This is a genomic window from Ruegeria sp. HKCCA5929, from assembly GCF_013034525.1.
In the GTDB taxonomy this organism is placed as follows: Bacteria; Pseudomonadota; Alphaproteobacteria; order Rhodobacterales; family Rhodobacteraceae; genus Ruegeria.
Genome location: NZ_WQGE01000003.1, coordinates 39,301 through 62,417, shown reverse-complemented (window position 1 = coordinate 62,417; position 23,117 = coordinate 39,301). Strand labels below are relative to the sequence as shown.

Below are 23,117 nucleotides of genomic sequence, written 5' to 3'. Positions count from 1 at the left end.
CTCCTCCAGTTGGTCGTTTTAGCCTTTGATTGAGTTGTTTGGTCACCCCGATTTCTTGCGTCGCGCCATGTCGGCGTAGACGGCCAGGATGATGATCGCACCGGTCACAACGGTCTGCCATTCCTGCGCGACGGACAGCACGCGCAACCCGTTGGTCAGCACCGCCATTATCAAAGCGCCAATCAGCGTACCCAGGATAGTCCCGCGCCCGCCGGACAAAGACGTACCGCCGATGACCACCGCTGCAATCGCCTCCAGCTCGTAGCCCAGCCCAAGTGCCGGCTGCGCTGAATTCAGACGCGAGGCGATCAGGATACCGGCGATGCCGCAGATCGCTCCGGCCAGGGCGTAAATGCGCATCTTCCACATGTCGGTGTTCACGCCGGACAGGCGCACCGCTTCTTCGTTAGAGCCCAGCGCAAAGGTGTAGCGACCCAGAACCGTGCGACCCAGAATGTAAGACGCTGCAATGGCCACCAGAAACAGGATCAGCACACCGTTGGGAATGGGCAGCGATGGAAAGACCTCTCCGATCAGCGAGCCGCGCGAAATCTGGTCAAAGCCCGGCGTATCGTTGAAGTAGATTGGTCGCGTCCCCGAAATCACCAACGACAGACCTTTGAGGATCAGCATCATCCCTAACGTGGCGATGAAGGGCGGGATCTTCATCTTGGCGACGAAAGTGCCGGAACACAGCCCACAAAATGCGCCTGCTGCAATTGCTGCAATAACACCCAACAGCAGCGGCATCCCGAGATAGGTCAAAACCACGCCAGCGATGACTGCGCAGAACGTCATCAGCGTTCCGACTGACAGGTCAATTCCTCCGGTAATGATGACCAACGTTGCCGCGACGGCCAGAACCCCGTTGACCGACGTCGCCTGAAGAATGGCGATCATGTTCGATGTCTGCATGAAGTTGGGTGATGCGATTGAGAACCCGATCAGCAGCACAATCAGACTGGCGAAAGCCAACAGCTTTTGATAGGCGCCGCTGTCCGCAAGCCCCGCAAGTGGCTTTTTCTTTTCGATATCGGTTGCTGTGGTCATTGAACTGTCCCTGTTACCTGCATCGCCGCCTTACGTTGCGTGGCCAGACGCATGATGTCTTCTTGAGTGGTGTCTTTTCCGCCGGGCAGTATTCCGGTCAGTCGCCCCTCGCACATCACCGCGATGCGATGGCTGAGGCGCATGATCTCGGGCAGTTCGGATGAGATCACGATGATCGTCTTGCCCTGCCCCGCCAGTTCTTCCAGCAGCTTGTAGATTTCAGATTTTGCGCCAACGTCGATGCCGCGGGTCGGCTCGTCAAAGATCAGTATGTCGCAGTCGCGCAGCAGCCATTTGGCGATGACAACCTTCTGTTGGTTCCCGCCTGACAGCAGTCGAACTTCCTGCACATCCGACGGCGTTCGAATGCCCAATTGCTGGATGTAGCTTTTGGCGGTGTCGCTGATTTCACCATCGTGCAGAACTCCGCCTGCGCCCGTGAACAAGTCCATCGAGGCAAGCGCTATGTTGTCGCGCACGTTCATGCCGGTGGCGAGGCCGAAATGCTTTCGGTCCTCGGACAGGTATCCGATCCCGGCTTTGACAGCGTCAGTCGGTGACTTAATCGACACCACCTGACCATGTACCCGAATTTCGCCGCTATCCTTGGGATCGGCCCCGAAGATAGCCCGTGCAACCTCTGTACGACCAGCTCCCATCAGCCCGGCGAAACCCAGAATTTCGCCCTTTTGGACCGAGAAGCTGACGTTCTGAATCTCTTTGTCCCGGCTCAGCCCGGTGACCTGCAAAGACATCTCGGCGTCACCCAGATCGGGCACGTCCAGCGGTTCTTCTTTGACCTCGCGCCCCACCATCATGGCGATGATCTGGCTGATCGGGGTTTCAGCGGCCCCAACCGTTCCGACATATTCCCCATCGCGCATGACCGTTACGCGATCCGAGATCTGCTTGAGCTCGTCCATCTTGTGGCTGATGTAGACTACGCCCACGCCCTCGGCCTTGAGGCGGCGAATGATCACAAACAGCTCGGCGATCTCGGCGTCATTCAGGGCAGCCGTGGGCTCGTCCATGATCAGTACCTTGGACCGAAAGGACAGCGCCTTGGCGATCTCGACCATCTGCTGTTTCGCGATGGTCAGACTGCCCACCAACGCCTTTGGATCAAGGCTGAGGTTCATCGAAGCAAAGATTTCGGCGGTCTGCGCATTCAGCGCAGCCTCGTCCAAACGACCAAAGCTTTTGCGCGGTTCGCGCCCGATAAAGATGTTCTGAGCGACGGTCAAATCGTTCATCAAGCTCAGTTCCTGATGGATGATCCCGATGCCCAGATCCTGCGCTTCACGCGGGGTTGTCGGGCTGACGTCGCGCCCTTCGATCTTCAGCGTCCCGCCATCGCGTTGATAAATACCCGACAAGATCTTCATCAGCGTACTCTTACCGGCACCGTTCTCACCCATCAGCGCGTGAACTTCGCCCGGTTCAAGATCGAACTGCACGGATTTCAGCGCGTGCACGCCGGGGAAGAATTTATCAATCCCCGTCATTTCGACCAATTTTTGCATTTGCCCTCCCATGTGCCCCTCTCCCTTGGGCCCAGCGCGCACTACATCACCGCGCCGATTTGCCAGGGGACGAATTCAACGCCCCCAAAGCCAAGTTCCTCGCTTTTGGTTTTCTGACCCGAGGCGACGCGGATGAGCATTTCGAACAGCTCTTCGCCCTTGGCCTCGATGCTGATCCCGTCGGTCACGACGTCACCGCAGTTCAGGTCCATGTCCTCGGCCATGCGCGCGTACATTTCGGAATTGGTGGCCAGCTTGATACAGGGCGTTGGTTGGTACCCTGAAACCGAGCCGCGCCCAGTGGTGAACACGATCAGGTTCGCGCCCGAGGCGACTTGGCCGGTAACCGAACATGGATCAAAACCGGGGCTGTCCATGAAAACGAACCCGTGTTTGTCCACCCTCTCACCAAATTTATAGACGTCGCGCAGAGGGGCTGTGCCCCCTTTGGCGACCGCCCCCAGCGATTTCTCCAATATGGTCGTGAGGCCACCGCGCTTGTTGCCAGGGCTTGGATTGTTGTCCATCTCACCACCGTTGCGGGCGGTGTAATCCTCCCACCAATGGATGCGGTCGATCAGCTTTTCACCGACCTCCACGGTCTCAGCACGGCGCGTCAGCAAGTGCTCTGCCCCGTAGATTTCCGAGGTTTCAGACAAGATCGTTGTACCGCCGTGGCGCACCAGCAGATCCGAGGCGTATCCCAAAGCCGGGTTTGCCGTGATCCCTGAATACCCGTCCGATCCCCCACACTGCATACCCACCGTGATGGCACTGATCGGCGCAGGCGCGCGTTCGGCCTGATCAGCCAACTCGGCGATGCCGCGCAGCTCCTCCAGCCCCCGTTCGATGGTTCGCCGGGTTCCGCCCTCGTTCTGAATTGTCATGTAACGCAGGGCGCCGTCAGCACGGATTGGTCGCCCACCGACAAGGTCGGCCACTTGCATGACCTCACACCCCAGACCAATCAGCAGAATGCCTGCGAAATTCGGATGCTGCGCATACCCGGCCAGCGTCCGGAACAGGGTGGCATAGCCTTCATCGCTGGCGGACATGCCGCAGCCGGTTCCGTGCACAATTGGGACCACACCGTCAACATTGGGAAAGCTGTCCAACAGCCCGGATTTTTCCGCCGCCTCGGCAATGAAACGCGCCACAGATCCCGAGCAATTCACGGTGGTCAGAATCCCGATGTAGTTGCGAGTGCCCACTTTGCCGTCGGACCTGTGGTAACCGTCGAACGTCCGCTCTTCGGTCAAGGCAGGCAGCGGAGCGTTGGCGCTTGCGTGCGCATAATCCTGCTGATGCGCCCCCATGCCGAGGTTGTGCACATGGATATGCTCGCCCGGCGCGATATCGCACTTGGCCTGACCGATAATCTGACCGTAACGAATGATATTTTCCCCGGCTTGAACTGAGACCACGGCGATCTTGTGACCACGAGAGACTGATGCGGTCAGCGGCACGGGAACCAATACGGGCTGCTCGCCTGCGTTCAGATCGCGCAATGCAATGACAACATTGTCTCGCGGGTTGAGCTTCACGACATCACGCGTCGCCCCTTCCAAAACATTTATGCCGCTATGTGCTTGCATCTCTTCCCCGCTTGCTTGGCTCATGTTGCTAATCTCAAATTCACTACTTGTCAACTAACATGTTAGAATGCTAAATTACCAAACATGAGCAAGCAACAAGACATAAACGCTGCACTGCTGCCTGAGATCACGACAATCGAAGGGCCGCTTGCGCAGCGTGTTCACCACTCACTGAAACAGGCGATTCTATCGCTGGATTTTCCACCCGGCGCGAATCTCAGGAAGGCACCCGTGTGTGAAAGGCTGGGTGTTTCGCGCGCGCCTGTGGCCGACGCGATTGCACGTCTGGCGTCGGAAGGGTTGGTGGATGTGGTGCCGCAATCGGGCACCCGTGTGTCCTACTTTTCGATGGATGAAATTCGCGAAGGCGTCTTCCTCCGCGAAGCGTTAGAACTTGCGACCGTTGCAAAGGTTGCCCGCGATCTGACCGACGATCAGCGCAAAAGACTAAGCCGCAATATGCGCCTGCAGGAACTGCTGATCGAGGACGAGGATATTCCGGGCTTTTATCAGGCCGATGAAGAGTTCCACGGCCTGCTGATGGAATTCACTGGCTTTCGCCGCCTCGCAGATGTGGCCCAAACCGTTTCCTTGCAGGTCAGTCGCGCTCGTATGCTGCTGCTGCCCACCCCCGGCCGGATCGCCGAGACTTTGGCAGAACATCGGGCCATTTTCGAGGCAATCAGCAATCGCGATGAACAGGCTGCGCAGGATGCTATGCGCACTCACCTTGGACAATTGATGCCACGCATCGAACTGCTGGAACAGCAAAAGCCTCATTTGTTCAACCTTACACCACAACTGCACAGTGAGGCAGGATGACAGTTTCTCAGACAGAATTGCTGAACAATCGGACCGCGCGGCCTGTTCCATTGACCCGCATGGGGTTTGGCGGGGCGCCGTTGGGAAACCTGTATCGCAAAGTCTCGGATGAGGACGCGCAGGCGGCATTGCAGGCCGCTTATGACGCCGGCATCCGGTTTTTCGATACCGCGCCCCAATATGGGCTTGGTCGGTCAGAGCAACGGTTTGGGCAGGCGATTAGCCGGTTTGGTCGCGAAAACATTCAACTGTCGACCAAAATTGGCCGGCTGCTTTTGGATTGCGAACCGCATGAAGTGACACCCGAAGCTTTCGTCGATGTGCCGCAGAAACGGATCGTGTTCGACTACACTTACGACGGGGTCATGCGATCTTACGAGGCCAGCCGCGACAGAATTGGCGTGGCCAACTCTGACATTCTTCTGGTCCATGATGTCTGTGTCTTCAGTCAAGGCAGTCAGGAAGTGTCTGATGCCAAGGTCCGCGAGCTTTTTGATGGCGGCGGTTATAAGGCTTTGACCGAGTTGCGCGATGCAGGTGAAATCGCTGCAATTGGGGCGGGCGTAAACGAATGGCAGGTTTGCGAAAAACTGCTTGGACTCGGGGATTTCGACGGCTTCCTGCTGGCCGGGCGCTACACACTGCTGGAACAGGAAGCCCTCGACAGTTTCCTGCCACTTTGTGAGCAGCGCGATGTCGGCATTATCCTTGGGGGACCTTACAATTCGGGCATTCTCGCGACCGGAGCTGTACCAGGTGCCAAATACAACTACGCCGACGCGCCCGAGGATATACTCGAGCGGGTACGCAAGATCGAAGCCGTTTGCGCGGCGCACGATACTCCGCTGATCGCCGCGGCGTTGCAATTTGTTCTGGGTCATCCTTGCGTCAAAACCGTGGTGCCGGGGGCCGTCAACGCATCCGAAGTCCAGTCCAACGTCGCATTGATGGAGCGCGACATTCCACCCGGCCTGTGGTCGGATCTGCGGTCCGAGGGCCTGATCCGTTCGGACGCGCCCCTGCCAAGCGAGGCTGCAAATGCTGCGTAACATCGACCCGATCCTTTCACCTGAACTTCTGTATACCCTCAGGGCCATGGGCCACGGGGACGAGATCGTTATTGCAGATGCGAATTTCCCCGGCTCCAGCAGCGGACCGGACTGCATCCGGGCCGATGGGTCTTCGGCCAGTGAAGTGCTGCAAGCTGTTTTATCCGTGATGCCGTTGGATACTTTCGTACCTGATCCGGCGTTGAGCATGCAGGTTGTGGGCGACCCAAAGGCAATTCCTGACGCAGTCGCGGACTTTCAGCGCATCATAGACGCAACCGCCGACAACCCAACCAAAGTACAGGGGCTGGAACGGTTTGCTTTTTACGCGCGGGCGGCAAACGCTTTTGCCATTGTTCAGACAGGCGAACGCAGGCTTTACGGCAACATCATCCTGAAAAAGGGTGTGATCGGATGAGAATCGACGCGCATCAGCATTTCTGGGCTTTGGCGCGGGGCGACTATGGCTGGTTGACGCCTGATCTGGGCGCGATCTACCGTGATTTTACGCCGGACGATCTAATGCCACTGTTAAAAGCTGCCGAGATTGAAGGCACGGTCCTTGTCCAGGCGGCACCCACAGTGGCCGAGACCGAATATATGCTCGCTCTGGCCGACCAGCATGCGTTCATCAAAGGTGTTGTCGGCTGGGTCGATTTTGAAGCCGCTGATGTGGACGCGCAGATTGCAGCCTTGGCCGCCCACCCGGCATTCGTTGGTATCCGTCCGATGATACAGGACATTGCTGACCTTTTGTGGATGCTCGGTGACGCGTTAACGCCCGCTTTTGAAGCAGTTCAGCAGCACGATCTGACATTCGATGCACTGACCTTACCTCAACATCTGGGCCCACTCAGGCAACTTCTGGAACGTCAGCCCGATTTGCGTGTGGTCATCGACCATGGATCGAAACCGCTGATCAAAGACGCGATCTTGGACGGCTGGTCCGACAACATGGCGGTCTTGGCCCGCGATACAAATGCATGGTGCAAGCTGTCCGGCCTCGTGACTGAGGCTTCTGCAGACTGGACTAATGAAGATCTGCGTCCCTACGTGGATCACCTGCTGGACACCTTCGGCCCGTCGCGTCTGATTTGGGGCAGCGACTGGCCGGTTTGCACATTGGCCAGCAGTTACGAGCGCTGGTGTGAGACAACCGACACGTTGCTGAACCAGCTAAACAGCACAGAACGCCAGGCGATCATGGGTGGCAATGCCGCCCGCGCCTATAACCTCAGGGATTGAAATGACCATATCCACATTGGATTCCAACGGGCTGTGGCTCGGCCGTATTGAGCGTGCCGGGGTCGGCCCCAGCGTGGTAACACTGCGCAATGGTCGGGTTGTCGATATCACATCGAAAACGGCTCCAACCGTCCGGGACATTCTGGAACGCGAAGACGCAGCGGATTACGTGCGCAACGCCCAAGGTGAAGATATCGGCCCCTTGGACGCCGACCACCAATGGCTCGCACCGTGTGATCTGCAAGCGGTTAAAGCCTGCGGAGTTACATTTGCCGGATCCATGGTCGAGCGCGTGATAGAAGAACAGGCTGCAGGCGATCCCGCCAAAGCCGACGCGATCCGGGCGCGCATCGGGGGCCGGATTGGGGAAAGCCTTTCCAACATTGTTCCGGGATCGGACGCGGCGGCAGAGGTCAAAGAAGCACTGATCACCGAAGGTCTCTGGAGTCAGTACCTTGAAGTCGGGATCGGCCCCGATGCCGAGGTTTTTTCCAAGGCGCAGGTCCTTTCATCAGTCGGGTTCGGTGCGGAAATCGGGCTTCACCCGATCTCGACATGGAACAACCCCGAACCCGAAATCGTTCTGGCCGTTACCTCACGGGGCGAGATCAAAGGCGCAACGCTGGGCAACGATGTGAACCTGCGCGACGTCGAAGGGCGTTCAGCTCTGTTGCTGAGCAAAGCTAAGGACAACAATGCCTCTTGCGCGATCGGGCCGATGATCCGGTTGTTCGATGATGGGTTCACACTGGACGATGTACGGCAAGCCGAACTGACGCTGACCGTTACCGGACCGGATGGGTTTGTCCTGAACGGCAGCTCATCCATGTCCCAGATCAGCCGCGATCCTGCCGATCTTGTGAAGCAGACAATCGGACGCCACCACCAATATCCTGATGGGCTGATGCTGTTTCTCGGCACGCTCTTTGCTCCGACCCAGGACCGGGATACTCCGGGTGGTGGATTCACACACAAACTTGGCGACGTCGTCACCATCGCCAATGCACAACTTGGGACACTTACAAACACAGTGCGCCTGTCGACGGAATGCCCTGAATGGACCTTTGGGGCGTCACACCTGATGCGAAACCTTGCCCATCGCGGCCTGCTTTAAGTGAGAACGAACATGTTGACTGGAAAACACCTGATCGCCGGCGAATGGGTCGGCTCAGATGCGACTTTTGCGTCCGAACCCGCGCATGGACCAAGCCACGACTTTTCTGTCGGGACAGCGGCATTGGTCGATAGCGCAGTAGAAGCGGCCGAGGCGGCGTTTGCCACGTTCGGGTGGTCCTCGCGTACCGAGCGCGCCACGCTGCTGCGCATGATCGCAGATGAGATCGACGCGCGCGGGGATGCGATCACCGAGATTGGCACTCAGGAAACTGGCCTGCCCGAGGCGCGCCTACAAGGGGAACGTGGCCGCACCGTCGGCCAGCTGCGTCTGTTTGCCGATCACATCGAAGCGGGCGACTATCTGGACATACGCCACGACCCGGCCATGCCGGATCGCGCGCCCCTGCCCCGCCCCGACCTGCGCATGATCCAGCGTCCGCTGGGTCCTGTTGCGGTGTTCGGCGCGTCGAATTTCCCGTTGGCTTTCTCGGTTGCCGGGGGCGATACCGCCGCGGCAATTGCCGCCGGATGCCCCGTTGTCGTCAAAGGCCATTCGGCCCATCCCGGCACGGGCGAGATCGTGGCTCAGGCCATTGACGCCGCCATCAAGTCGACCGGAGTTCATCCCGGAGTGTTTTCACTTGTTCAAGGCGGCAAACGCGATGTGGGCACGCGTCTGGTGCAACATCCTTTGATCCGGGCGGTGGGCTTTACCGGCAGCCTTGCAGGTGGACGCGCGTTGTTCGATCTGTGCGCACAACGGGACGAACCCATCCCATTCTTTGGCGAACTGGGTTCGGTCAATCCAATGTTCATTCTGCCACAAGCCGCTGCTGCGCGTGGGGCCCAGATCGGCACAGGCTGGGCGGCTTCGCTGACGATGGGTGCCGGTCAGTTCTGCACCAATCCCGGTATCGCCGTTATCATTGAAGGTCCGGATGCCGACGCGTTTCAGTCCGCAGCCCAGACCGGGCTGTCTTCGGTCGCTGACCAGACAATGCTGACCGACGGTATTGCCTCAGCCTATCGGGACGGCGTTTCGCGTGTTGCCGCCGGAACAGGTGTTTCAAAAGTTATGGGCACCAGTTGCGCGACACGCGATGCGGCCCCTTACCTGTTTACTGTTGCCGGCGATGACTGGCTGGCCGACAAAAAACTGCAGGAAGAGGTTTTTGGCCCATTGGGCATCATCGTGCGCGTAAAAGACGTCTCGCAAATGCATCAGATCGCGCGGGCCATCGAAGGGCAACTGACCTGCACACTGCATCTGGACGCGGGTGACAAACCCGAGGCTCAGGCGCTGCTTCCGCTGCTGGAACGCAAGGCGGGGCGTCTGCTGGCCAACAGCTTCCCGACCGGCGTCGAAGTGTGCGACAGCATGGTTCACGGCGGCCCCTACCCTGCTTCAACCAACTTTGGCGCGACGTCTGTAGGAACTCTGTCGATCCGCCGTTTCCTTCGGCCGGTTTGTTATCAGGACATCCCAGCTGACCTGCTGCCCGAAAAACTGTGAGGCACCAATGACAACTTTCAACCCATCCAACCGACTTGCAGGTAAGACCGCCCTGATTACAGCTGCAGGACAAGGCATCGGCCGTGCAACTGCCGAACTGTTCGCAATGGAAGGCGCACATGTGATTGCCAGCGACATCAACGGTATTTCGCTTGCCGAACTGGGCAGTATTGCGGGTATCGAGCCGCTGAAGCTGGACGTCACTGACAATGAAGCGGTGACAGCCGCCGTCGCCGACCTGCCGCACCTCGACGTTCTGTTTAACTGCGCGGGCTACGTCGCAGCAGGGTCAATTCTTGAGTGCCCAGAGAAGGATTGGGATTTCAGTTTCGACCTCAACGTCAAGGCCATGTTCAGACTGATCAGACTAACCCTGCCAGGGATGTTGGAAAATGGTGGCGGATCGATCATCAATATGTCCTCGGTCGCATCGTCCATCAAAGGCGTTCCAAACCGGTTTGCCTATTGCGCGTCAAAAGCTGCGGTCATTGGCCTGACAAAATCCGTGGCAGCCGATTACGTCACGCAAGGCATTCGGTGCAACGCGATTTGCCCCGGCACCGTCGACAGCCCCAGCCTGCATGACAGGCTGCGCGCAACCGGAGATTATGAACAGGCAATGACCGATTTCATCGCCCGTCAACCGATGGGCCGAATTGGCACAGCGGACGAGATCGCAGAACTGGCACTGTACCTGGCCAGTGACGCCAGTAAATACACCTCGGGTCAGCCCTTTGCCATTGATGGCGGCTGGACGATCTAAACGGAAGGACCTTGCAATGAGACTGCTACGCTACGGCCCAACGGGGGCCGAGAAACCCGGTATTTTAGCGTCGGACGGCTCTGTTCGCGATCTATCCGGTGTGGTCGATGACATTTCGGGCGACGCTCTTGGCGATGCCGTTCTTGGCAAATTGCGTGCACTCGATGTGGACAGCCTGCCAGCGGTGCATGGCGATACGCGCGTCGGTCCCTGCGTTGGCAATGTCGGCAAATTTGTTTGCATAGGTCTGAACTATGCGGATCACGCGGCAGAAAGCGGCATGGAATTACCAGCTGAGCCGGTGGTTTTCTTCAAGGCCACCTCTGCCATCATTGGACCCAACGACACGGTCGAAATCCCGCGCGGGTCGGTCAAAACCGACTGGGAGGTGGAACTGGGCGTCGTCATCGGCAAAGAGGCCAAATACGTCTCCGAGGCCGAAGCCATGAGCCACGTCGCCGGATACTGCGTGGTCAACGATTTGTCCGAGAGGGACTTTCAGCTTCATCGCTCGGGCCAATGGGTCAAAGGAAAATCCGCCGACACGTTCGGTCCGATTGGCCCTTGGCTTGTGACACGTGACGAAGTGCCTGATCCTCAAAACCTGGCGATGTATCTTGAGGTGAACGGGCACCGGTATCAGGACGGGTCGACCAAAACGATGCATTTTAGCGTTGCAACGGTGGTCTCACACCTGTCGCAGTTCATGTCGCTGCAGCCCGGGGACGTGATCTCAACAGGAACGCCTCCGGGTGTTGGTATGGGTCAGAACCCTCAGACCTATTTGAAACCCGGTGACAAGATGGAACTTGGCATCGAAGGTTTGGGCGTACAGCGACAAGACGTTGTGGCCGGGTAATCCAAAAGCGTCCAGCGGCACCCAAAACATTCGTTCAAGTAAACCCCGGACCACGCGTTCGGGGTTTTGTCTTTTCATAGTCAAATTCGATTGCTTGCTGCGGCGAATTGGTCGGGCCCGGCATATCCCGACTGAAGCGAGACAGACCTTAATGCTTAATTTTTAGACTACATGCTGCGGGTGTGTTCAAAAATTGAGCTTCCCGGACGAGCTTTGATCAAAAAACAGCCCATGCGGATAGAGTTTCGACACCCAAGCGGTGAAAAACGCCTGATGTTCACGACGTGAAAGCCGCAGCCATCAATCAGTTCGCACCCATACCGCCTGCGTCACATGCGACGCCGCCGCGCGCCGAAGGACGGGTTACACTGTCCGCCAAGCTGTTTCGGGGGCGCAACGTAATCGATCGTCTGCGGCAGGCGGGTTCGTTCAAATGCCTGTTTCCACGGGGGCACGACACCCATCTAAATGCGGTGCTTTTGAACACGGCCGGAGGAGTAACCGGCGGCGACGCGTTCCACTTTTTGGGCCACGCCGGTGAGGGCACGGGCCTGACACTAACAACTCAGGCCTGTGAACGGGCGTACAAAGCAAAACCCGGTCAGACGGCGCGGATCGTCAACACCCTGAGCGTCGGGCCGCAGGCGCGACTGAACTGGCTGCCGCAAGAGACGATCCTGTATAATGGCAGCGCGTTGACACGGCGCTTGCAGATTGACCTGGCCAAGGACGCCTCGGCGCTAATAGTCGAGCCTTTGATCTTTGGCCGCGCGGCGATGGGCGAGACACTGACCGACATCCGCCTGAGCGATCGGATCGAGATTAGGCGCGACGGGGTCATGGTGTTTCTGGACGCCACCCGTTTCACCGGCGACCTGGCCGCCCATCTGGCCAGACCCCATATCGCCAATGGCGCGGGTGCCATGGCACTGGTCGCGCTTGCCTCCCCCACCGCCGAGAGCCAACTGGTCCCGATCCGCAAGATGTTGCCAGATACAGCCGGGGCCAGCCTGGTCCGGCCCGACCTGCTGGTGATCCGGCTGCTGGCCGAAAACGGTTTCACCCTCCGCAAAAGCCTGCTGCCCCTGCTGCGGCGACTGAACACCGACACATTACCCCGATGCTGGATGCTCTGACATGAACCTGACACCGCGTGAGAAAGACAAACTGCTGGTCGCCATGGCCGCCGAGGTCGCCCGCAAACGGCTGGCTCGCGGCGTCAAACTGAACCACCCCGAGGCCATCGCCCTGATCACCGACGCCGTGGTCGAGGGCGCGCGCGATGGCCGGTCTGTCGCTGATATGATGCAAGCCGGGGCCGAAGTGATCACCCGAGACCAATGCATGGAGGGCGTGCCCGAAATGATCCACGAGGTGCAGGTCGAGGCCACTTTCCCCGATGGCACCAAACTTGTGACCGTCCACAATCCCATTCGCTAAGAAAGGACCACAATTATGACACGTATGCTTTTCCCCGCCCTGATCCTTGCTGGCCCCGCTGCGGCCCATACGGACACACATATCCACGCCCATGCCACAGACTACGCCGCGTTGGGCGTTGGCCTTGCTGTTATCGCGCTGGCCGCACTGGTCGTGATCACGAAGCTTCCGAAATGATTCCTGGCGAGATCATATCTGCCAAAGGTTCACTGACTCTCAATGCAGGGCGCAGCAGTCGTCTTGTTGTTGTCGCCAATACGGGTGATCGACCGGTACAAGTCGGCAGCCACTACCATTTTGCCGAAGCGAACTCTGCCTTGGATTTTGATCGGTATGTGGCCTTGGGGATGCGATTGGACATCCCGGCAGGCACTGCTGTGCGATTTGAACCGGGTCAAACGCGCGAAGTTATGCTGGTACCCTACGACGGGCGCCGCCACATCTATGGTTTCAATGCACATATTATGGGGGCTCTGAAAGATGCCGGGCAAGATCAGCCGGAGTGACTATGCCTCCATGTTCGGCCCAACGGTCGGCGACAAAGTACGATTGGCAGATACCGATCTGATTATCGAGGTCGAGAAAGACCTGATCGTCGAGCGCGCAACAGCTGCGCGTTTCAGCGAAACCGGCCACCGCGAAGACGTCTATGGCGAAGAGGTCAAATTCGGTGGCGGCAAGGTCATTCGTGACGGGATGGGGCAGTCTCAGGTCACACGCGCCGAAGGGGCGGTGGATACGGTGATCACCAACGCGCTGATCGTCGATCATTCCGGCATCTACAAAGCGGATGTGGGGCTGAAAGACGGGCGTATCGCCAAGATCGGCAAAGCCGGAAATCCCGATACACAGCCCGGCGTCGACATCATCATCGGCCCCGGCACCGAGATTATCGCGGGCGAGGGTCGCATTCTGACCGCAGGCGGGTTCGACAGTCACATCCATTTTATCTGCCCACAACAGATCGAAGACGCGCTGCATTCCGGCCTGACCACGATGCTGGGCGGCGGCACCGGACCGGCGCATGGGACACTGGCGACTACCTGCACACCCGGCCCCTGGCATATCGGGCGGATGTTGCAGGCAGCGGACGCGTTTCCGATGAATCTGGCCTTTGCAGGCAAAGGCAACGCCTCATTGCCCGAAGCACTTGAAGAACAGGTCAAATCCGGTGCTTGTGCCCTGAAACTGCACGAAGACTGGGGTACGACCCCCGCCGCCATCGATTGCTGCCTGTCGGTCGCTGATGCAATGGACGTGCAGGTGATGATCCACACCGATACGCTCAATGAATCGGGCTTTGTTGAGAACACCGTAGCCGCCATGAAAGGCCGCACAATCCATGCGTTCCACACCGAAGGCGCAGGCGGCGGCCACGCCCCGGACATCATCAAGATCTGCGGTGAAAATCACGTTCTGCCGTCCTCGACCAATCCCACGCGGCCCTTCACCGTGAACACGGTTGAGGAACATCTGGATATGCTGATGGTCTGTCACCATCTCGACAAATCCATCCCCGAGGACGTGGCCTTTGCCGAAAGCCGCATCCGGCGAGAGACTATAGCGGCCGAAGATATCCTGCACGACATGGGGGCTTTCTCGATCATCGCGTCTGACAGTCAGGCCATGGGCCGCGTCGGAGAGGTCTTGATCCGCACCTGGCAAACTGCGGACAAGATGAAGAAACAGCGTGGGCGACTGCCCGAGGAAACCGGTGAGAACGACAATTTTCGCGTCCGTCGTTACATCGCGAAATACACCATCAACCCAGCCATTGCCCATGGCCTGAGCCGCGAAATCGGAAGCATCGAGGAAGGTAAACGCGCTGATCTTGTTCTTTGGAATCCTGCTTTCTTCGGGGTGAAACCAGAGATGGTTTTGCTGGGTGGCACAATTGCCTGCGCGCAGATGGGGGATCCGAACGCGTCGATCCCTACGCCGCAGCCAGTTTACAGTCGCCCTATGTTCGGCGCGTATGGGCGATCGGTAGAAAATTCGGCAATCACTTTTGTCTCGCAAGCAGCCTATTCAGACGGGCTTGGTGATACACTGGGATTGGCAAAAAAGACCGTCGCCGTCCAAAACACGCGAGAGATCGGCAAACAGGATCTTTTGCTGAACGACACGACGCCTCATGTCGAAGTCGACCCTGAAACCTACGAGGTCCGGGCAGATGGCGAATTGCTGACCTGCCAACCCGCCGAAACGCTGCCAATGGCGCAACGATACTTTTTATTCTGACCAGAAATTGTGCGGCGTTGCGGCACGCGCAAGGCGGAAATGACCAAACACTATCTACTGAGTGAGGCCGATATGACAAATATTAGACCCCATGGGAGGACCAACGTTTACGAGGGTCCAAATGGCACATTCAACAACACATACAAACGCGCGCTTTTCGCTGCCCGGTTTGATCGCATCCGTCGGGTCGTCGATTTACTCGGCTCTGACCAGGTTAGCCGAAGCCCAATCACGCGTCCGGCAAGTCGAATTCCTGCAATCGCTCAGCGACGAGGAATTGAAAAAACGCGGTCTGACACGCGAACGGATCGTGCACCGGGTCTTTGCGGATTCAATCTGGCTCTGACCAACACTTCTACAGAGGAGGTACTGGTATGACCGCCCTGCTCTGTACTGCGCATCGTTATTCGGATCACACACATGGCGATCCGGCAGATTGCTTGTCTCTGACTTACGATGACCGGTTTTTGCGCCGCAAGGTTCTGACTTGTGAAAGCGGTGAACAGATCCTTATCGATCTGGCACAAACGACGTCGTTGAACCACGGCGGCGCATTGGTTCTGGATGACGGTCGCGAAGTGGAGATACAGGCCGCACCCGAAGCGTTGCTTGAAGTAAATGCCCCGGATCTGACGCGTATCGCATGGCATATCGGCAATCGCCACACGCCCTGCCAGATCGAAAAGGATCGACTTTTGATTCAGGTCGATCACGTTATCCGGGACATGCTGTTGAAAATTGGTGCATCGGTAAAAGAAGTGCATGAACCGTTCACCCCCGAAGGCGGAGCTTACGGCCACGGCAGGACCCATGGCCACACCCACTGACGCTGACATTCTGACGCTGACCCAATGGTTGTCTCCTGCCTATCCTGTCGGGGGATTTGCCTATTCGCACGGGCTGGAGGCGGCGATTGACGCGGGAACTGTCGCGAATTCTCGGGATACCGAAGCCTGGATTTCAGATGTGCTTGAGCATGGCTCTGGGTGGAATGACGCAGTGTTTCTGGTGGCTGCGTACAACGCGCAGGACAAAGATGAGCTCATCAATACCGATAGCATCGCGCGGGCCTTTTGCGCCACATCCGAAAGGCTTATGGAAACCGATCTACTGGGTCAGGCATTCGGAAATGTCACGAAGGGCGTTTGGGAACTGGACCTTGGACAGTTCACATATCCGGTCTCTGTCGGTCAGGCTGCAAGACTACAAAACCTTCCTGTTGCGCTAACAACCAAAATGTTTCTGCAAGCATTCGCAAGTAACCTTGTCGCCTGTGCAACTCGCCTCGTGCCACTGGGGCAAACTGATGCTCAAAGCGTGATCCGCCAGTTGACGCCGCTGTGTGCTCAGGTTGCTGCAAGGGCACAAAAGGCAAGTCTTGACGAATTGGGCTCTACCGCGTTCCTGGCAGATCTGGCGTCCATGAAACACGAAACACAGTATTCGAGGATCTTTCGCACATGACCAGTATGAACGGCCCACTTCGCGTCGGTATCGGAGGCCCGGTCGGAGCCGGAAAAACCACTTTGACCGCTGCTTTGTCCGAAGCGCTGCGCGATGTTTGTTCTGTGGGTGTTATCACCAATGATATTTACACGCAGGAAGACGCCGAGGCACTGATGCGCATGCAGGTTCTGCCGCGGGACAGGATCATCGGCGTTGAAACCGGTGGTTGCCCGCATACGGCAATTCGCGAAGATGCCTCGATCAATTTGGCGGCCGTTGCTGAAATGCAGGCACGCCACCCCGATCTCGACGTGGTGTTGATTGAAAGCGGTGGCGACAATCTGTCGGCCACATTCAGCCCGGAACTGGCGGATTTAACCATCTACGTCATCGATGTCGCGGCGGGAGAGGAAATCCCCAGAAAAGGCGGGCCGGCAATCACGAAATCGGACATCCTGATCATCAACAAAACCGATCTGGCGCCGCATGTTGGCGCTTCGCTGGAGGTTATGGAACGTGATGCCAAGAAAATGCGCAAAGGACGACCTTTCGTGTTCTCGTCGCTTCGCCACAGAAATGGGGTCGACACAATCGTGGATCTGCTGGCGAAAGGAGGGGGGCTGGGGATTTCGAGGCGAACTGATTCCGATGACAAACTGTCCACACACAATTCCGGTTAGAAAGACCTAAGGAAAAATCACAGTGGCATTTTTTCGGATTTCAAATACGCGTCTGAAATCTATGCAGGCACGGGACACCTTAGAGGTTCTACAATGCGCCTCAATTTCAAGTGGGCTTGAATATGGCAACGCGAAAGACCCTTAAAGAATTGAAAAATAAAGCCTTTCGGGAATGCGGCGCTGAACCAATTGAACACCGCTACTCATGCGAAAACGGTTTCTTAAACCCGTCAGTGCATTGTGGCGCTATGTGCAATCTGATTGGTTTTGCCAAGGCGCAAAGGATGACAGCTTAACGCAGTCTATTCAGTGCGGATTACCCGCAAACGCCCATTGCGATCGTCTTTCGATATCTGCCACCAAAACCCGTGACCCTGTCCAAATCTGCAGTATCCAATTCATCAAATGCTTCACCTTCGGGCAAATCCAAAGGATCGGCTTCGCGTTCACTTGGGATTAAATCGTCGACTTTTTGGAGGGTGGCGTCTTTACCTTCGACAATGGCCATTCTGATCGCTCTCTGTTCCAGTATCCCGCCTAAACACCGGTATGAATGTGGTGATATAAAAGACAATAACTTTTGGATGACAGCTTATCCTGACCAACTGATCCCAACAGCGCCACCTGAACGCAATGTATCAATCATTATGTCAAATGAAGGCGGCAATTCTCATTTTGATTATAGTTTTTCGCAAATTAGCTATTGAAGCGCTTGCTTGACTTGGGGTCCGTCAGTACCGTCTGGGCACAGGTGAGCCAAATCGGAGTTTGAGTGGTGTTCCGAAACAGGGTGTTGTGTTTTGCTCGCGACGCGGGTGCGTCGATTTTTTTCCATTGCATGATTTCAATCTCGTTTGCTGCCTACGTGCTTATTGCAATTGCAGGGCCGGGACATGCGGGCGTCAATTTAAAAAACGGCAACTTTTATATCACGTACACCGATATCATCGTCATGGTTGGCGGTGACGAATTCAGTTTATCGCGGACCTACAATTCGAAATCGGCGCAAAACTTGTCCTTTGGCTACGGTTGGGGCTCGGCTCTGGACACCCGATTAATTATCGGTGGGGATGGCAGTGTGTCCGTTCAGGAAATTGGTTCGGGAAAAATCTATAGTTACGTGCCAGCGTCACAGACAAGGGAACAGCTGGACGGCCTGCTGGACGACATCATCTCGGGAATGGAGGCGGGCGGTTGGTTGTCTTCCGATCTCAAAGCCGAAGAAACCCGGCGCGAGTTGCTGACCAACGCCGAAAGACGCCGCAGTGTGTATCTGGCGCTTGAGCGCGAGGGGCTCGTCCAACCTGTTGATATTGCAGTGGGAACACGCTTTGTCGCGACATCCGGGGAACAGGCGGGCGTCGAAATATTTCGCGAACCCGGCGGATTTTATCGACGCAGTAGGGATGGGTTTGAACGCTTCAACGAACGCGGGCAATTGATGGAAACCGCGCTTAGGGACGAAGCTTATTTTCGGTTGAACCGAGATGCGCAGGGTCATCTGCGCGAGATCGTTTTGGAGGATGATCGCCGAATTCGCGTGGAAAGTGATGAAGACGGAAAAATCGTGAATTTACGCTTCGGCGAACTTGAGGCGCGTTATGTGTACTCGGACGGCAATCACCTGGTCCGTTCGACGGATGTTGCGGGAAACACGTTTCAGTTTGGATATGATGCCCGAGTGAACACGACCAGCATCACCTACGAAGATGGCACCAGCCTGTTGATGTCCTACCACCCCGAAACACAGTACATCGCACGGCAAAAAACGCGTCAGGGCCGCGTCACAACTTACGACTACGGCGACTATCCGGTGGCGGAAGAAGGGCTCGTCGATCACTATTACACTCTCATTCGCACCTTTGAATCGGAAGCCAGTGAAGAACCCTATGACGAACGCAGGACAGAGTACCGGATCGGAGTAGACAGTTTTGGACAACGCTATACCGCAGGTATTCTTGAACAGGTCAACGGGGTCGAGACCGAAACACGGTACCATCCTTGCGGCAGCCCAACCTTGCAACGGCGTGGTTCTGTTCAGAATGCCTACGAATACGATGCCAAATGCCGGTTGACGTTGAAGCGTCAAATCGCGGACAGTTTCTTGGACATGTCATCCGGTGGGACCCATTCTGCTTTTGGTCTGGACGCGCGCGATCGTGTTTCAAAGAAGTTCCCTCTCAACTTCGTAGTAAGCTGGTGGCGCAACAATGACAGAGAAGATCAACTGAACAATTATGTAGGTCAGAGATTCTGACATATTACGGCAGGACAGTCTTGATCGAAGAAAGCGGAATTCTGTATATGGAACACCCTCTTTCGGAAACCGCGCAGCTTTTTAAGCGGGCATGAGCAAGCTTTCTGCTTATGACCTTCACCAATCAACCTCGCCCTAGGTGCACAAGTTCACTTGGTGATGACTGCACATCAATGCCTGCGACACGGTTTAATTCGGATGACCGCAAGAAATTTAATGGTCTTTTTTTACCTTTTTTGCACACCACATGGGGCGTCTCATTGCCGTCCTTGGCGGCTTACCTATCGCCGCACTATGCAAGTGCGCCGTTGAGACAAACACTACGAACGGTATCAGCCACTGCCCTACCCTTTGCTCCCCTTAAGAATGAGGTTCGGCCAAAACTCGGCAACCCCCAGTTCCGATGAACGCGACGCGTTGTCTTGGCCGACAAATGACCACCTTCTCGATGGCGTCGTTTCGTGTGAGACGAAGGTTCAGACTACATGAGATTCTTCTGTATCAGCCCCTGTCTTTACCACGCGCCGGTGACCGTGATGTTCAAACGCCTGCATCAGTTGGAACCAACGACATGCTGCATGTCCAGCGCGGCGTTTTCAAGAAGCGTACCTTGGTTCTGGTTCCTCTGAAGGCGTATGTTTGAGCATCAAGCGCACAAGCAACTTACAAGCCGGTTGCAACTGCCTCATTCGTCAACTTGCGTAAAGCCCTTGCTCGTCACTGTGAATTAAATGCGGTGTCTCTTGAGACGCTGTGCGCCATTGCAACTGGTTGGGTCCGGGCAAGGGAACCAATGCGACAGGTTGAAAAAAGGCACGGACAAGTGTCCGCGCACTTTTGAAAATGTAGGCTTGAAATCTTACCCGTGGGTAAGATCGTCTTCTTCGGGCAGTGCTTCAATGAAAGCCGAAATCGCTTCTTCCAGTTTGCTTCGATCCACCCGCGTAAAATCCAAATCATACTTCAACTCAATGCGCCCGCTCGAGGCGGAGCATTTTGCGACCCCTGCCCGTCCCGAAACCTGGAACGTCGTTTTTGCCCGCCGTGGCTTGCTGCTGCCTTCATTTGCCGGCTTCTTGCTTACACTGGGCTCTTGCTCTTCCAAGAACGACCGCAGTATCGCAACTTCCCGAGCACCATCACGATCCGGCTCACTCAACAACGTGTCGGTCACACGTCGTACCAAACCTGGCGTTGCGTCGAGCTTTCGCTTTAGCTCTACTCCAACATTGCGCGGAATGTCATTCGGATGCATGAGCGCCTTGTCCATCATCATCAGCAAACTGGCAAAAGATCGTATGTAGCTGCGCTTGGTATAACTTGCTGACTTGAAAAGTTTCGACACGGCCTTGTCCACATCGGGACAATCATTTGCGGGGTCTTCAGCATAAGCACGCGCCAACGCACCCATTTCAGCGAATGAGATATCCTTACGGATCAGGTTTTCATCCACCATCCGCCGATAACTATTGTCGAGGTCACTTGCCTCAGAAATACCGGCAGGGATCTTCGCGTATATCTCTTCGCCGGTTTCCTCAAACAGAGCTCGATATGCGGATAGTCGACGCATCCCTTGAATCAGTTCGAACCGACCGTCTGCACGACGTTCAAGCCGTATCGGATTGGACAATCCGATATCGCGAATGGATGCCTTGAGTTCGTCCAATTCAGGATCAGGGCCCGGCTTGCGATCTCGTGTCAGTTTTTCGGTCAGAACGTCTGCCAGTGCCACATGCTCTGTGACAAGCCCTTCGTTCCGCAAACGAACCAGTTCATGCGCCAGCGCATCATTTTCGGCACGAATAGTTTCTTCTGTTGATTGCTGATCCCGCAACGCGTCAGCGTTTTCTGAAATCGCTGCGGCCATAGGGCCGCGTCGCTTTTCCAGAACTTTGTCCGGCACCTTGCCAACAGGAATGTCGTCCATGGCCGGTATATCGATATCGAACATTCTGCGCTTGCGGCTCATGCCTCATCCTCCAGCTTGTCCCAGGCCGACAGCATGACGCCCCGGAATTCCTCATACACATTGTCAAAAGTCGACCGAGCGCGGCGCCAGGTTTCCCGCGTCATCTCTCGGTAGTCCATCTCATATACTGAACTGAGAAAGCGGCCGGACTGTTCAACCGCGCGCGTCATCTCGACCGGATGTTCGGCGACATGCTCACCAAAGACTTTCTTGAAAGCCTCAAACATCGCCAGGTGAAGGGCGTTACCCGGCTCGTATCGCGTCAGCAGGAACCGCAACTCGCAAAACGTTTTCGGCAGGCCGATCTTACCCGTGGGTAAGGTTTTGTCGAAACCGTAGGCCAGATCCTCCAAAGCTTCAGCAAGCTGACCGATAAAGGACGTGGTGGAATCGTATTCCCAATATCCGGGGCCTGAAGGGATATACAGCATGTCTGCCGCAAAAACCGCGTTCATCGACTGATACCCAATGGCCGGCGGGCAATCGAAAATGATCAGGTCATACGCGTCGTCGGGAATCTGATCCAAGTATCGAGACACGGCTGCAAAGAATGACCATTCGGGGTTTAGGTGCCGGTACTGGGCCGAGGCAAACTCGACGAAAGCTGCGTTAGCGCAGGACGGGATCGCATCGATGGTGGACCAGGACGTCTTGCGAATGAAGTCAGAGATCCTCAGATCGCCAAGACCCATATCTGTAATTGCTGGCGGCAATTCGCGGCGGGGCAGGGCGGTTCCCGATTGCGCGGCGACAGGGCGGTTGTTCATGCGCTCCGTCTCGCGGATAAGGTCACGCGCCATGATCCCCCAGACAGTATAGTCTTCTGCAACATCCGTCAGGCCCATCGAATGGCTCAAGGTCGCTTGCGGGTCAAAGTCCACCACCAGAACACGATACCCGTCCAGCGCTGACGCATGCGCAAGATGCAGCGCCACGGTCGATTTACCGGCACCGCCCTTGAAGTTGGCGACGGCCGCACGAATAGCGCGCTTGCCTTCCGGGCGTGGGGGCATGAGGGACTTGCGGTTCACTTTGAGGCGGCGGCGCAACTCGTTCACCTCTTCCAGGCTGAACCAGCGCTGACGACCGTCGGGCTCGACCTCGCCACCAGGCAGCGAAGGATCCGCCGCCAGCTTGCCTCGGAAGGTCGATTGATTGACCCGGAAGATCAGCTCGGACACCTCCCAGCTGGAAAACCGGCGGAGGGTTTTCTCCATCTCGGGGCTAAAGGTCTGCTGGCGGATCCAACCCTGCAGCTTAAGGGATTGGTTACGCAATGCGTTCAGGTCTTCGTGCGTGTACATGCCTCGGGTCTCTTTGTTTGGAACGTAAATTTCTGTTCGTTTTCTATTTACGACCGATTTGCACTTTACGCAAAAGAAAATATGATGAGACTGCAATCTTACCCACGGGTAAGAAAACAAAGCCTTTAGGGGTTGGAATCGATTCGGCAGCCCTACCGTGCCGCCACATGGAACACAGACCCTCACACCCCGGTATTTAGGGGGACGCCTGAGGCCCTAAACCCATATATAGGGGGACACAAAGG

The 23,117-nt window shown here is 56.6% G+C and carries 24 protein-coding genes; 18 read left to right on the top strand and 6 right to left on the bottom strand.

Going from position 1 to position 23,117, the window contains the following annotated elements:
- Positions 1–42 precede the first annotated feature (42 nt).
- From GOV90_RS09235 to GOV90_RS09225, 3 genes are read right to left on the bottom strand one after another with little or no spacing between them, the layout of a single operon-like run.
- The gene (locus tag GOV90_RS09235; protein ID WP_171095465.1) at positions 43–1,050 is read right to left on the bottom strand and encodes an ABC transporter permease; all 1,008 of its coding nucleotides are present in this window, start codon (positions 1,048–1,050) and stop codon (positions 43–45) included.
- A complete protein-coding gene (locus GOV90_RS09230) occupies positions 1,047–2,573 on the bottom strand; it encodes a sugar ABC transporter ATP-binding protein (RefSeq protein WP_171095463.1) in 1,527 nt (508 codons plus the stop codon). Before GOV90_RS09230 ends, GOV90_RS09235 begins: the two co-directional genes overlap by 4 nt.
- Before the next feature lie 41 nt (positions 2,574–2,614).
- Positions 2,615–4,168 carry a UxaA family hydrolase gene (locus tag GOV90_RS09225; RefSeq protein WP_171095680.1) on the bottom strand — a complete coding sequence of 518 codons (1,554 nt, stop codon included), beginning with the start codon at positions 4,166–4,168 and terminating at the stop codon, positions 2,615–2,617.
- 84 nt (positions 4,169–4,252) lie between these two features.
- Here GOV90_RS09225 and GOV90_RS09220 point away from each other — a divergent pair, with 84 nt between their 5' ends.
- The 17 genes from GOV90_RS09220 (at position 4,253) to ureG (ending at position 17,342) form a co-directional block, all read left to right on the top strand.
- Positions 4,253–4,990 carry a GntR family transcriptional regulator gene (locus GOV90_RS09220; RefSeq protein WP_171095461.1) on the top strand — a complete coding sequence of 246 codons (738 nt, stop codon included), beginning with the start codon at positions 4,253–4,255 and terminating at the stop codon, positions 4,988–4,990.
- Entirely contained in the window at positions 4,987–6,039 is a 1,053-nt protein-coding gene (locus GOV90_RS09215; protein WP_171095459.1) for an aldo/keto reductase, read from the top strand. The genes GOV90_RS09220 and GOV90_RS09215 overlap by 4 nt, the downstream gene beginning before the upstream one ends.
- Positions 6,029–6,457, top strand: coding sequence for an RbsD/FucU family protein (locus GOV90_RS09210; protein ID WP_171095457.1), 429 nt, complete (start codon positions 6,029–6,031; stop codon positions 6,455–6,457). The genes GOV90_RS09215 and GOV90_RS09210 overlap by 11 nt, the downstream gene beginning before the upstream one ends.
- Complete coding sequence (locus GOV90_RS09205) at positions 6,454–7,284, top strand: amidohydrolase (RefSeq protein WP_171095455.1); 831 nt, start codon at positions 6,454–6,456, stop codon at positions 7,282–7,284. The genes GOV90_RS09210 and GOV90_RS09205 overlap by 4 nt, the downstream gene beginning before the upstream one ends.
- Before the next feature lies 1 nt (position 7,285).
- Positions 7,286–8,398, top strand: coding sequence for a fumarylacetoacetate hydrolase family protein (locus tag GOV90_RS09200; RefSeq protein WP_171095453.1), 1,113 nt, complete (start codon positions 7,286–7,288; stop codon positions 8,396–8,398).
- Between the two features lie 12 nt (positions 8,399–8,410).
- A complete protein-coding gene (locus GOV90_RS09195; protein ID WP_171095451.1) occupies positions 8,411–9,913 on the top strand; it encodes an aldehyde dehydrogenase (NADP(+)) in 1,503 nt (500 codons plus the stop codon).
- Positions 9,914–9,920: 7 nt separating this feature from the next.
- A complete protein-coding gene (locus tag GOV90_RS09190) occupies positions 9,921–10,676 on the top strand; it encodes an SDR family oxidoreductase (RefSeq protein ID WP_171095449.1) in 756 nt (251 codons plus the stop codon).
- A 16-nt stretch (positions 10,677–10,692) separates the two neighbouring features.
- Positions 10,693–11,535, top strand: a complete 843-nt coding sequence (locus GOV90_RS09185; protein WP_171095447.1) for a fumarylacetoacetate hydrolase family protein — start codon at positions 10,693–10,695, stop codon at positions 11,533–11,535.
- Positions 11,536–11,819: 284 nt separating this feature from the next.
- Positions 11,820–12,671 (top strand): urease accessory protein UreD, encoded by an 852-nt coding sequence (locus tag GOV90_RS09180; protein WP_256367973.1) that lies wholly within the window; start codon positions 11,820–11,822, stop codon positions 12,669–12,671.
- A 1-nt stretch (position 12,672) separates the two neighbouring features.
- Complete coding sequence (locus tag GOV90_RS09175) at positions 12,673–12,975, top strand: urease subunit gamma (protein ID WP_171095445.1); 303 nt, start codon at positions 12,673–12,675, stop codon at positions 12,973–12,975.
- Between the two features lie 15 nt (positions 12,976–12,990).
- On the top strand, positions 12,991–13,152 hold the full coding sequence (locus tag GOV90_RS09170; protein ID WP_171095443.1) for a hypothetical protein: 162 nt from the start codon (positions 12,991–12,993) through the stop codon (positions 13,150–13,152).
- Complete coding sequence (locus tag GOV90_RS09165) at positions 13,149–13,481, top strand: urease subunit beta (protein ID WP_171095441.1); 333 nt, start codon at positions 13,149–13,151, stop codon at positions 13,479–13,481. The genes GOV90_RS09170 and GOV90_RS09165 overlap by 4 nt, the downstream gene beginning before the upstream one ends.
- Positions 13,456–15,216, top strand: a complete 1,761-nt coding sequence (gene ureC / locus GOV90_RS09160; protein WP_171095439.1) for an urease subunit alpha — start codon at positions 13,456–13,458, stop codon at positions 15,214–15,216. The genes GOV90_RS09165 and ureC overlap by 26 nt, the downstream gene beginning before the upstream one ends.
- A gap of 121 nt (positions 15,217–15,337) precedes the next feature.
- Complete coding sequence (locus GOV90_RS09155; RefSeq protein WP_171095437.1) at positions 15,338–15,562, top strand: hypothetical protein; 225 nt, start codon at positions 15,338–15,340, stop codon at positions 15,560–15,562.
- A 28-nt stretch (positions 15,563–15,590) separates the two neighbouring features.
- The gene (ureE, locus tag GOV90_RS09150; protein WP_171095435.1) at positions 15,591–16,043 is read left to right on the top strand and encodes an urease accessory protein UreE; all 453 of its coding nucleotides are present in this window, start codon (positions 15,591–15,593) and stop codon (positions 16,041–16,043) included.
- Entirely contained in the window at positions 16,027–16,680 is a 654-nt protein-coding gene (locus GOV90_RS09145) for an urease accessory protein UreF (protein ID WP_171095433.1), read from the top strand. Before ureE ends, GOV90_RS09145 begins: the two co-directional genes overlap by 17 nt.
- Complete coding sequence (gene ureG, locus GOV90_RS09140) at positions 16,677–17,342, top strand: urease accessory protein UreG (protein ID WP_171095431.1); 666 nt, start codon at positions 16,677–16,679, stop codon at positions 17,340–17,342. Before GOV90_RS09145 ends, ureG begins: the two co-directional genes overlap by 4 nt.
- A 316-nt stretch (positions 17,343–17,658) precedes the next feature.
- Here the strand turns inward: ureG and GOV90_RS09135 are convergent, their stop codons facing one another.
- Positions 17,659–17,850, bottom strand: a complete 192-nt coding sequence (locus GOV90_RS09135) for a hypothetical protein (RefSeq protein ID WP_171095429.1) — start codon at positions 17,848–17,850, stop codon at positions 17,659–17,661.
- 267 nt (positions 17,851–18,117) lie between these two features.
- On the opposite strand from GOV90_RS09135, the gene GOV90_RS09130 reads away from it, so the two are divergent.
- Positions 18,118–19,599 (top strand): DUF6531 domain-containing protein, encoded by a 1,482-nt coding sequence (locus GOV90_RS09130; RefSeq protein WP_171172837.1) that lies wholly within the window; start codon positions 18,118–18,120, stop codon positions 19,597–19,599.
- An 859-nt stretch (positions 19,600–20,458) separates the two neighbouring features.
- Here GOV90_RS09130 and GOV90_RS09125 read toward each other — a convergent pair.
- Together GOV90_RS09125 and GOV90_RS09120 are read right to left on the bottom strand one after the other, a co-directional pair.
- Positions 20,459–21,568, bottom strand: coding sequence for a ParB N-terminal domain-containing protein (locus GOV90_RS09125; protein WP_171095423.1), 1,110 nt, complete (start codon positions 21,566–21,568; stop codon positions 20,459–20,461).
- Entirely contained in the window at positions 21,565–22,872 is a 1,308-nt protein-coding gene (locus tag GOV90_RS09120; protein ID WP_171095421.1) for an AAA family ATPase, read from the bottom strand. Before GOV90_RS09120 ends, GOV90_RS09125 begins: the two co-directional genes overlap by 4 nt.
- Between the last annotated feature and the right edge of the window lie 245 nt (positions 22,873–23,117).